The sequence below is a fragment of the Hymenobacter norwichensis DSM 15439 genome (genome assembly GCF_000420705.1).
Classification (GTDB): Bacteria; Bacteroidota; Bacteroidia; order Cytophagales; family Hymenobacteraceae; genus Hymenobacter; species Hymenobacter norwichensis.
Genome location: NZ_ATVL01000010.1, coordinates 311,972 through 324,216, shown reverse-complemented (window position 1 = coordinate 324,216; position 12,245 = coordinate 311,972). Strand labels below are relative to the sequence as shown.

The window sequence follows — 12,245 nt, the reverse complement described above, 5'->3', positions numbered from 1 at the left end:
TTTGTTTTTTCTTCCTTCCGAAATGCCCAAGCTCGTTTTCCTGCTACCCGCTTTGCTGGCTACGCTCGGCGCTACGGCGCAGTCGGCAGCTACCCTCGACCGGCAGGGCCACCGCGGTGGCCGCGGCCTGATGCCCGAAAACACCGTTCCGGCCATGCGCAAAGCCCAGGATTTGGGTGTCACCACGCTGGAAATGGACGTACTGGTCAGCCAGGACCAGCAGCTGGTTCTCTCGCACGACCCGTTCATGAATGCCGACTTCGTGCTGACGCCCGCAGGCCAGCCGATTGCCAAAGCCGACGAGCCCAGGCACCGCCTCTACTCCCTGCCCTACGCCACCATCCGGCGCTACGATGTGGGCAGCCACGGCAACGCCAAGTTTCCGCGGCAGCAGAAACTGCGCACCTACAAGCCCCTGCTCACCGAAGTCATTGATTCGGCTGAAGCCTACGCCCGCCTGAAAAAGCTGCCTGCACCGCGCTACAACATTGAAACCAAAACCACCCCAACTGGCGACGGAACACTGCACCCAGCGCCAGCGCAATTTGTGGAGCTGTTGCTGGCTGTGGTGCGCACCAAAGGCATTGCCAGCCGCGTCACTATTCAGTCATTCGACCCACGCACCCTGGAGCTGGTGCACCGCGCCGAACCCACCTGGCGCACGGCCCTGCTGGTGGATAATCTGCAAGGTTTGGCCGCTAATCTGCAACGCCTCAGCTTCCAGCCCACTATCTACAGCCCGCACTACAAGCTGGTTACGACGGACCTGGTAAACGAGTGCCACCAGAAAAGCCTGCAAATCATTCCCTGGACCGTGAATACCGCCCCTGATATCGAGCGCCTCACCCAGCTTCACGTAGACGGCATCATCACCGATTACCCGGACTTATTCAAGCACTAACACAGCCGCTCACAAACGGTATGCAGCGCGCCCCAGGCAGTTTATTGCTTGGGGCGTAATGTTTAATGGTCGCTCATGACGCCGGCCTCAATGGCTACGGGGAGGCGGTTTTCGGGGGGTGGCACCGGGCAGGAATAAGCGGAGCTATAGGCGCAGAATGGGTTGTAGGCCCGGTTGAAATCCAGCACCAGCTGCCCGTCTTTGATCTGGCCCAGGCGCAAATCGAGGTAGCGGCCACCGCCGTAGCTACTGCGCCCGTTGGTAAGGTCGGTGAAAGGCACGAAAAGGTAGTCCTGGTACTCTTTGCGGCGTAGCAAATCCAGGCTCTGGTACACCGTTAGGTGTTGCGGCTTGCCTTCCAACACGAAATGTAGCTCGCCATACTTGCGGTACATGGCCTTACGCTCAGTGCTGGTGGGCATAGCAAATGACGCCTGCGACGAGTCGCGTACGAAACGAGCCAGCACGCAAGCTTCATACCGAATAGGAAAAAACGGCAGGCCAGTGAATTGGCCGCGCACAGCCGGCGGCAGCGGTGAACGGGCGGCGTCCCGGTATTCGGCGTTCAGCTCGGCTTGATGAGCCAGCACTTGCTTGCTGTGTTCTTCTTTTGAAAGTGGCACCGGCGTGGTTGACTGCGCCTGGGCCCAAACGCTGCCTAACCACAGCAAGCACACCACTACATAGGGTTGTTTCATGCCCCAAAGTAAGTATCCGCCAAATGATTTAGCAGTGCCACTCGCTTAGCTACGTGATGCGGTACTTGAGCGCAGAAAAGCGCAAATCCAGGATGAGGCTGACTGCCCATTGGCCTTCGTTCGTTGCGTGGCCTGCTTGTTACTGTTGAGGTTCATCTACGGGCGATGCATTAATTTAGTTATTGAACAATTTTAATTGTTACTTTTCAGATACCTAGTGCTAGCCTCTCTTATTATCCTCCTTTGCAGTGTAGTACATTATGCTCCAAAACTACCCTTCTCTACAAGACTTTGCCAGCAACTTCACACCTAAGCGGATAGTATATATTGCACATTTACTATTTCTTGTATTAGGCAACCAACAGGCGCAAGCACAGTCTGATACCAGCCGGCTGGTTTCGGCGTCGATGGCGGTGCTTGAAAAGCAATACGCCCAAGCATTCGTAACGCATCCGCAGCTCTACAACGGGCCCGAATACGTGGATTATGCCAAGCGCTACCACGCCCGCATCGGTCACCAATATTTCCTGACCGACGAGCAGCAGCCAGGCAGTGTGTATTACAACAACCACTATTTCTCTGATTTGCTGCTGAGCTACGATGTGGTTCTCGACCAGTTGTTGATTCAGCACGCTACTAGCCCGTTTATAGTGCGCTTCCTCGACAAGGATATGCGCTATTTCACCATCAACGAGCACCGCTTCATCCGGATAGAGGCCGATAGCACGGCTCCAACTGCTTTCCGCACCGGCTACTACGAGGTACTGGTAGACAGTACAGTACAGCTGCTAGCCAAACGCGCGAAAAGAAGACAGGAAAGAATAAATCAACGACAAGTAGACATTGAATTCAACGTTACTGACAGGCTATTCCTTAAAAAGGACGGCATCTATTACCCCGTCAAATCAAAAAGCTCTGTTACACGGCTGTTTGCCGACCGTAGCAAGGAAGTACAGCAATATATCAAAGACAACAAGCTGAAATTCAAGAAAGCCCGGCGCGAAGCCGACATTGCGCATCTCACTCGTTACTACGCCGGTTTGCGGCGGTAATAGCCTTCTTACAGTACTCGTTCTTTATTTCCTGTTGCCACACCCTGCTATTCTATATGAGGCACGCCTACCTGTTGCTTGTCACCTTCTTATTCAGCTTGTTATGCCTGCGCGCCCAGGCCCAGCAACCCGCCGAAAAAACTATTAGCGGCGACTTTCAGCACGTACCATTCAAGCAGTTTGTGGCGCTGCTAGAAGCCCGTTCCGACTACCGCTTCTACTTCGATCCACAGGCCGTTGACAGCCTATACGTTACGCTGCTAGTGCAAGACCAGCCCGTACGCAACGTGCTGGAGCGAGCTTTACAAAATACGCCCTACCGCTTTGCCATCGACGATGAGCGGCGGGTGTTTGTAACTGCCGGGGTGGAGCTGGACCCCATGCTACCGCCCAGCTTTTTCCGCCCTCCCGGCAGCCGCGACGTAGCACCCGCACCACGCACCGAAGCCGCCCCTACCACTGCGCCAGGCCGGTCGCGCTACGTGCGTGAGGCCGAGTACAAGGTGTACGAAATAGGCAACGGCAGCTCAAGCAGCGGCAAAGCCACGGTGGCGGGCCATGTGCGGGAGTTGAAATCGGGCGAGCCGGTAATTGGGGCTACCATCTATACCGAAGCTCCCGCTGTAGGCACCAGCACCGACCAGTTTGGGTACTACTCACTCACGCTACCCGTAGGCCGCCACGACATCAAAATCCGGGGTATCGGCATCAAAAACACCAAGCGCCAAGTGGTGCTACGGGCCGATGGCAAACTGGAAATAGAGGTGGAAGAAGATATTACGCCGCTGAAAGAAGTGGTGATTGAGGCCGAGAAGGACAAGAACGTGACCGGCATGCAAATGGGCCTGGAGAAGCTGGATATCAAAACGATGCGCCAAGTGCCCACGGCTTTCGGCGAAACTGATATTCTGCGGGTGGTGCTTACGCTGCCAGGCGTGAAGTCGGTGGGGGAAGGCAGCACCGGCCTGAACGTGCGCGGCGGCGCCACCGACCAGAACCTGATTCTGTTCAACGGCACTACCATCTATAATCCGTCGCACTTGTTCGGCTTCTTCTCGGCGTTCAACCCCGACATTCTGCAAACCGTGGAGCTGTATAAAAGCGCCATTCCGGCCAAGTACGGCGGGCGGTTGTCATCGGTGCTGGAAATCAAGACTCGGGAAGGCAACAAGAAGAAGTTTTCGGGTTCCGGCGGCATTGGGCCGCTGACCAGCCGCCTGACGCTGGAAGGCCCGATTGTGAAAGACAAAACGGCCTTTATCATCAGTGGCCGCACCAGCTACTCCGACTGGATTCTGAAGCGCCTCGACAACAGCTCGTTCCGCAACAGTTCGGCGGCGTTTTACGACGTTAGTGCCCACGTCAGCAGCCAGCTCAACGATAAGAATACGCTGTACGCTACTGGCTACCTCAGCGCCGATAAATTCCGGCTGGCCAGTGACACCTCGTATAAATATGTGAACCAGAATGCCAGTTTGAAGTGGCAGCACAACTTCAACAACAAACTGTACGCCGTGCTTACCGGTGCTTACAGCCGCTACGCCTACGACATTACCAGCGAGAAGAACCCAGTAAACGCCTCCAGCCTGAAGTACGGCATCAACCAAACCAACGCCCAACTCGACTTCAGCTACTTTCCTAACTCCAAGCACACCATCGACTTCGGGGTCAGCACGTTGCGCTACGATATTTCACCGGGCAGCCTGACGCCCAACAGTACCGAGTCGTTGATTAACCCAGATATTCTGGCGCGGGAGCAGGCCCTGGAAAGCGCCCTGTACGTCTCTGACCGGATTGATGTCAACCAGCGGCTGTCGGTATCCTTGGGGTTGCGGTATTCCCTGTTCAATGCGCTCGGCCCGCGCGACGTGTACCGCTACGCGCCGGGCGTGACGCGGAGTGAAAGCAGCATCACCGACACGGTGCGTTACAACTCAGGCAAGGTACTAGCCACTTACCACGGCCCCGAGTATCGGATGTCGGCCCGGTATGCCGTGTCGGATAATTCTTCGGTGAAAGCCAGCTACAACCGCACGCGCCAGTACATTCACCAGCTCACTAATACAGCCTCCGTGTCGCCAGCCGATATCTGGAAGCTCAGCGACGCCAACATTCGCCCGCAGCTCGCCGACCAATACTCCATTGGCTACTACCGCAACTTCAAGTCCAACACCATCGAAACGTCGGTGGAAACCTACTACAAGTCGTTGCGTGACTTCGTGGACTACAAGAGCGGCGCTACCCTAATTCTCAATCACCACATTGAAACCGACATCGTGAATGCCGAAGGCAAGGCCTACGGGGTGGAGGTGATGGTGAAGAAGCTGACCGGCAAAATCAACGGTTGGGTGAGCTACACCTATTCCCGTTCGTTGGTGCAAGTGAATACCGGTACCACGGCCGAGCAAATCAACGGGGGCCGCTATTACCCTAGCAACTTCGACAAACCGCACGATGTGACGCTGATTGGCAACTACCGTTTCAGCCGCCGCTTCAGCACTTCCCTGAACTTCAACTACAGTACCGGCCGCCCCATCACGCTGCCGCTAGCCAAGTACTACGTAGCCAACTCGTTGCGCGTGTATTACTCCGACCGCAACGCCTACCGCGTACCCGACTATTACCGCGCCGATTTTGCGCTGAATATCGAAGGCAGCCATAAGGTGAAGAAACTGGCCCACAGCTCCTGGACGCTGGGCGTGTACAACCTCACGGGCCGCCGCAACCCGTACTCCATTTACTTCAAATCGGAAAACGGCCAAATCAAAGGCTATAAGCTTTCCATCTTCGGCCAGCCTATTCCTACTATCACCTATAACTTCAAGTTCTAATTAGATGCGCGCACTATCCCTCTCTCTCCGGCTGGCCGTGCTGTGGTGCTTGACCCTGGCTTTATCCGGCTGCATCGACCCCTACATGCCCGACGCCATTAGTACCACTAAGAGCTATCTGGTGGTTGATGGCTTCATTAACAGTCGGGGCAGTACCAGTATCAAACTGTCACGCACGTTTGATATAGCGGCCCAAACAGCCCCACCCATCGAAACGCGCGCTACTTTATTCATTGAGGAAGAAGGTGGTACTCGTTATCCAGTGTTGGAAGGCAGCGTGAAAGGCACCTATACCTCGGCCAGCCTGACCCTGAATCCAGCCAAGAACTATCGCCTTTCCATTCGCACAGCAGCGGGCTTGGAGTACGCATCATCCTTCGTGCCAGTCAAGACCACGCCGCCTATCGATGCCGTTACGTGGCGCGCCGCTAATAACGGCTTAACCATCTATGTTAATAGCCACGACGACGCCAGTGCCACCCGGTATTACCGCTGGGAGTACGAGGAAACCTGGGAAATCAGGCCGCCCTATTCGCCGGTGGTAGAATACAAAAACCGACAGATACAGGACATAACGGTGCCATTTCCTACCATTTGCTGGGGCAACACCAAATCCACTGAAATTAAAATCAGCAATACCATCCGGCTAACCCAGGATGTAGTAGCGGACTATCCTATTCGCTCACTCCCCACGTCCTCCGACCTACTTGCGTATAAATACAGCATCCAAGTTAAGCAGTATGCCCAGACTGCGGAGGAGTATATGTACTGGGACCAGCTTAAGAAAAACACCGAAAACATCGGCACACTATTCGATCCGCTGCCTTCTCAGCTTACCGGCAACATCCGTTGTCTTACCAACGAGCCTGAATTAGCCTTAGGATACGTTGGTGCCTATTCCATTCAAGAGAAACGCCTCTTTATTTCCCGATCTGAGCTTCCTGGAACCTGGCCTATTACCAATGGCTACAGGGATTGTATACCACCCGACACCGTCTTTTTGTATAAGGACCGACCGCCTCGGCCAGTTTCTGAAACCCTGCTAAGCTACTTCAACAACCCAGGCTACTTGCCAATTGACCGGATTTATTCCCCTGCCGGCACAGTGGTAGCTTATTTAGCTAAGGCCCGTGACTGTGTGGATTGCCGCACACGAGGTACCGAAGTGAAGCCTAGCTTCTGGCCTTAATTTTCAAGTGAAGTATACCTATTGCACCCGTATGACCTTATTGATAACTACAGTTACTCGCCTTGCGCCTTGCTTGGGGCTGCTGCTTGGGCTGGCAGTAGCAAACCATGTGGCAGCGCAGGCTCCTTCCGATTCGTTGGGTGGGCTGGCTAGCCGGTTCAGCCGCTACCAGAAAGCCGCGCTGCCCGAGAAACTATTTCTGCACCTCGACCGGCCCCTGTACACCACTGGCGAAACCATGTGGTTCAAGGCGTATACCGTGGAAGGCACTCACGCTCAGCCATTGAAGCTAAGCAAGGTGGCCTATGTAGAAGTGCTCGACCACGACAACCGAGCCGTTTTGCAGGCTAAAGTTCCCCTGAAAGATGCTACTGGCCAAGGTGCTTTTGTGCTGCCGGCCACCTTGGCTTCTGGCACATATACGGTGCGGGCTTATACCAACTGGATGAAAAACTTCGGGCCGGACTCTTACTTTCATAGCTCCGTAACGATACTCAACACGCTCACCGCCTCGGGGGCCGTGGCCAACAAAGATTCGGCGGCGTATGAGGTGCAGTTTTTCCCGGAAGGCGGCAACCTAGTGCAGGGCCTTGCCAGCAAGGTAGCTTTCAAAGTGACCAACCGTACCGGCCGGGGCGTGCCAGCCGAGGGCCGTCTACTCAATCAAAACGGAACGGTAATAGTTGATTTCAAGACTCTAACGGCGGGTATGGGTAGCTTTAGCTTCACGCCAGAAGCTGGCCAGACGTATACCGCGGTGGTTACGCCCCAGAAAGCTCCAGCTATCCGGCGGTCGTTGCCACGGCTATTCGACCAAGGCTACGTGCTGCACCTAGAAAACAGCAGCCCCGATGCCCTTACGTTCACCGTCAGCACTACAAAAGCGCAGTCGGAAACCTTGTATTTATTGGGGCATGCCCGGCAGCAGGTATCGGTAACGGCCCGTACCCAAACCGTTAATGGCCGCGCCAGCTTCACGGTCAGCAAAAAACAGCTGCTTGATGGCATTTCGCATTTCACGCTGTTTGACGCCAACCATACTCCTTTGTGTGAACGGCTATACTTTCAGCCGCCCACCGGCAAATTAGCTATTGCCGCCCGCCCCGATAAAGCCCAGTACGCCAGCCGCGATAAAGTGAGCTTGCAGGTGGCTACCACCGGCCTGGCTGATCAGCCGCTAGGCGCTAACCTATCGATGGCCGTGTATCGGCTGGATTCTCTGACGTCTACGGCGGCGGCCGACATCAACAGCTACCTGTGGCTGACGTCGGACCTACGCGGCCGGATTGAAAACCCCGCGTATTACTTCACTACCGAACCAGCCGCCACCGCCGCCGCCGACAACCTGATGCTGACCCAGGGCTGGAGCCGGTTTCGGTGGGAAAAGATTCTGGCTGATTCTGTTGCTACGTTTGAGCATTTGCCGGAGCTAAACGCCCCGCTGCTCCAGGCTCGGCTAGCTTCGCCCGAGTCTAAGCGGCCAGCCGGGGGGGTGGTTGCTTATCTGTCAGTCCCTAGCCGAATTATCAAACTCAACAATACTCGGACGGATGCTAGTGGTCTGGCGCAGTTCGAGCTAGATAATTTTTATGGTGCCCAGGACGTAGTGCTGCAAACCAACCCGCGGCAGGACAGCACCAGCCGCTTTGAAATTCTTTCGCCATTCACCAGCCAGTTTAGTGGCTTCCGGGCCGCGCCTTTTGCTCCCCTTCCCCGCTTCCAGGCCGACTACGCCAAACGTCACTTTCAGACGCAGGTGCAGGCCACGTATGCCCGTAACTTCAAGGCGCCAGCGTTAGCCAGAATAGCCGTAGTAGACAGCTCGGGTTTTTATGGCAAGCCCGACGAAACCTACTTTCTGGACAAGTACACCCGTTTTAAGGTGTTGGAGGAAGTGATGCGCGAGTATGTGCCGGGCGTGGTAGTACGCATCCGAAAGGACGGCTTTCATTTCTTGGTGGTTGATAAGACCAACAAAACCTTGCTCACCGAAAATCCCATGGTGCTGCTCGATGGCGTGCCCGTGTTCAACCTGAACAAGATGATGGCCATGGATCCGCTGAAAATCAGGAAGCTGGAAGTAATGGACAGCCGTTATCTGCACGGCGCTATGATGTACGATGGTCTGGTGAGCTACACCACCTATAAAGGCGACCTGGAAGGCTTCCCGCTCGACGCGCGGGTGCTAGTGCAGCGCTACGAGGGCTTGCAAGAGCAACGCGAGTTCTACGCCCCCCGCTACGACACGCCCGAGGCCCGCCAAAGCCGCCTCCCCGACCTGCGCAACCTACTCTACTGGAACCCCAGCGTATCGACCACCAGCACCACACCGGCTACGCTGGATTTCTACACCAGCGACCAGGCCGGGCGTTATATAGTGGTACTTCAGGGCCTCTCAAAAACTGGGCTGGCCGGCAGCACCAGCTTCACGTTCGAAGTGAAACAGGCACTGTAACAACCTCAGCGGCCACTCAACGCCTTAAAGCCGTTGCCGAAGCAATTCAGCAACGGCTTTTTCGTGGGTAAGGCGCATTTTGCCACTCTTCTTGCTTGTCGTTTGTTGACTGTAGCCGTAGGAGTAGTAGCCAACCTTTCTGCTATCCTTATCCGCTTCCGTACCTTCGCTTCCATGACCGATACTGCCGCCAACCAGCCCCACAAGCTCTTTCTGCTCGACGCGTTTGCTCTTATTTACCGCGCCCATTTTGCCTTTAGCAAGAACCCGCGCGTCAATTCCAAGGGCCTTAATACTGGGGCCATTCTGGGCTTCACCAACACACTGGTAGAGGTGTTGCAGAAGGAAAAGCCCACGCATATCGGGGTGGCCTTCGATGCCCAGAAAAAGACATTCCGCCACGAACAGTTTGCCGACTACAAGGCCCAACGCCAAGCCATGCCCGAGGATATTGGGCTGGCCATTCCATATATCAAGAAGATTATCAAGGCCTTCAACATCCCGATTCTAGTGGTAGATGGCTTCGAGGCCGACGACGTAATCGGCACGTTGGCGCGCCGAGCCGAGGCGCAGGGCTTTGGGGAAGTGTTCATGATGACGCCCGACAAAGACTACTGCCAGCTGGTAACCGACTGCGTAAAAATCTACCGCCCGGCTTTTATGGGCAACGCTGCTGAAGTCCTGGATGTGGCGCACGTGCTGCAACGCTTCGAGATTGAGCGGCCCGAGCAGGTTATCGACATTCTGGGCCTTCAGGGCGACGCCTCCGACAACATTCCTGGCATTCCCGGCATCGGCGAGAAAACGGCCAAAACCCTAATTCAGAAGTACGGCTCGGTGGAAAACCTGATTGCCAACGTGGACGAGCTAAAGGGCAAGCAGCAGGAAAACGTGCGCAACTTCGCTGAGCAGGGCTTGATGAGCAAGGAACTGGCCACCATTCACCTGAACGTACCCATCGAGTTTGAAGCCGACAAACTAGTGCTCGACAAGCCCGATGAAGATGCGTTGCGCCAGCTGTTCGACGACTTGGAGTTTCGGCAACTAGCTGCCCGCGTACTAGGCGGCGGCAGCGCGGCTGGCACAAGCAGCACTGCGGCTCCTACTCCACGCGGGGCCCGGCGGCCTAAGGTCACGGAAGGCCAAGGCAGCCTGTTCGGCAGCAGTTCCGACGCAGCCGTGGCCATTGGTGCCGAAGAAGGCGAAACCGGCAGCTTTGGTGCCCCCGCCGGTCCGCGCCTCACCCTTGCCGACATACCGCACCAATATCACCTCATCGACACGCCCGAGTTGCGCAAGTCGTTGCTGGACTTCCTATTGCAGCAGGCAGAGGTCAGCTTTGACACCGAAACCACTGGCCTCGACACCATGACGGCGCGGCTGGTAGGCTTATCGTTCTGCTGGCTGCCCGGCGAGGCATACTACGTGCCTGTCCCGCACGACGACCACACCGCCGCGCAAGCCCTGATAGACGAGTTTCGGCCGTTTTTCGATGCCAAAGGCATCCTCAAAATTGGGCAGAACATCAAATACGACCTCACCATTCTGCGCCACTATAACGTGGAGGTTGAAGGGCCGCTGTTCGATACCATGCTGGCCCACTACTTGCTCGAGCCCGACATGCGCCACAACATGGACGTGCTGGCCGAAACCTACCTACACTACACGCCCGTCAGCATCATCTCGCTTATTGGCCCGAAAGGCAAAAACCAGAAAACCATGGCCGACATTCCGCCGGCCGAAGTGTCGGACTATGCCTGCGAAGATGCCGACGTGACCTTGCAGCTCAAGCACGTATTCGAGCCGCTGCTGAAAGAAGTGGGCTTGCTAGATTTGCTGAATGAGGTGGAAAACCCATTGGTACCAGTACTATCGGCCATCGAATATGAGGGTGTGAAGATTGATAGCGCTGCTATGGGCGAATATTCCACCGAGTTGCAAGGCTACATTGTGGATATCGAGCAGCAGATTTTCACGGCTGCCGGGCAGGAGTTCAACATTGGCTCGCCCAAGCAGCTAGGCGAAATCCTGTTCGATAAACTGGGCCTCGGTGGTGGCAAAATCAAGAAAACCAAAACCGGCCAATACGCCACCGGCGAGGAAATTCTGAGTGTGCTGGCCGCCGACAACCCCGTGGCCGGCCTGATTCTGGAACACCGCCAGCTGACCAAGCTCCGCAGTACCTACGTGGAGGCCTTGCCCCAACTGGTGTGTGAGCTGGATGGCCGCGTGCATACTAGCTTCAACCAAGCCGTAACCGCCACCGGCCGCCTCAGCAGCACCAACCCTAACCTCCAGAACATCCCCATCCGCACCGAAAAAGGCCGCGAAATCCGCAAAGCCTTCGTGCCCCGCGACGAAAACCACGTGCTGCTCGCCGCCGACTACTCGCAGGTGGAACTGCGCATCATGGCCGACTTCTCGGGCGACAAAACCATGATTGAAGCGTTCCGGTTGGGCCAGGACATTCATACCAGTACGGCCAGCAAGGTATTTCACGTACCGCTAGCCGAAGTGGATGGCGAGATGCGGCGCAAAGCCAAAACCGTCAACTTCGGCATCATCTACGGCATTTCGGCCTTCGGGCTGGCCCAGCGTATCGGCATCAGCCGCAAGGAGGCCACCGAAATTATCGACACCTATTTCCAGGAGTTTTCGTCGGTGAAGCAATTTATGGACGAAAGCATCAATAAGGCACGAGAACTGGAATACGCTACCACGCTGCTGGGCCGCCGCCGCTACCTGCGCGACATTAACTCGCGCAACGCTACCCTACGCGGCTACACCGAGCGCAACGCCATCAACGCCCCCATCCAGGGCACAGCAGCCGACATCATCAAGAAGGCAATGATCAACATTCATGACTGGCTGCTAGAGGAAAAGCTCGGCACCAAGATGATCCTCCAAGTCCACGACGAACTAGTGTTCGACGCCGTACAGGAAGAAATCGAGTATATCACGCCCAAAATCAAGGAGTTGATGGCTACGGCTTTGCTGCTACCGCACGGTGTACCCCTGGAAGTGGAAGTAGGCACCGGCCGCAACTGGTTGCAGGCACACTAAATAATAAACAAGCTCATCCAGTTGCAATCAGTTTAATGAAACCGGACGGGCTGGCT

The 12,245-nt window shown here is 55.8% G+C and carries 7 protein-coding genes; 6 read left to right on the top strand and 1 reads right to left on the bottom strand.

Annotated elements, in window-relative coordinates; genetic code table 11:
- Positions 1–22: 22 nt before the first annotated feature.
- Entirely contained in the window at positions 23–901 is an 879-nt protein-coding gene (locus G536_RS0119450; RefSeq protein WP_026880392.1) for a glycerophosphodiester phosphodiesterase family protein, read from the top strand.
- Positions 902–963: 62 nt separating this feature from the next.
- Here the strand turns inward: G536_RS0119450 and G536_RS0119445 are convergent, their stop codons facing one another.
- Positions 964–1,599, bottom strand: a complete 636-nt coding sequence (locus tag G536_RS0119445; protein ID WP_051167046.1) for a DUF1684 domain-containing protein — start codon at positions 1,597–1,599, stop codon at positions 964–966.
- A gap of 260 nt (positions 1,600–1,859) precedes the next feature.
- Between G536_RS0119445 and G536_RS0119440 the strand changes: the two genes are divergently transcribed.
- The 5 genes from G536_RS0119440 (at position 1,860) to polA (ending at position 12,189) form a co-directional block, all read left to right on the top strand.
- The gene (locus G536_RS0119440) at positions 1,860–2,651 is read left to right on the top strand and encodes a hypothetical protein (RefSeq protein ID WP_022825275.1); all 792 of its coding nucleotides are present in this window, start codon (positions 1,860–1,862) and stop codon (positions 2,649–2,651) included.
- Positions 2,652–2,707: 56 nt separating this feature from the next.
- Positions 2,708–5,482, top strand: coding sequence for a TonB-dependent receptor (locus G536_RS0119435; RefSeq protein WP_022825274.1), 2,775 nt, complete (start codon positions 2,708–2,710; stop codon positions 5,480–5,482).
- Between the two features lie 4 nt (positions 5,483–5,486).
- Entirely contained in the window at positions 5,487–6,671 is a 1,185-nt protein-coding gene (locus G536_RS0119430) for a DUF4249 domain-containing protein (protein ID WP_022825273.1), read from the top strand.
- Positions 6,672–6,702: 31 nt separating this feature from the next.
- Positions 6,703–9,126, top strand: a complete 2,424-nt coding sequence (locus tag G536_RS28955; RefSeq protein ID WP_022825272.1) for an MG2 domain-containing protein — start codon at positions 6,703–6,705, stop codon at positions 9,124–9,126.
- 174 nt (positions 9,127–9,300) lie between these two features.
- Positions 9,301–12,189, top strand: a complete 2,889-nt coding sequence (gene polA / locus G536_RS0119420) for a DNA polymerase I (RefSeq protein ID WP_026880390.1) — start codon at positions 9,301–9,303, stop codon at positions 12,187–12,189.
- The last annotated feature ends 56 nt before the right edge of the window (positions 12,190–12,245 follow it).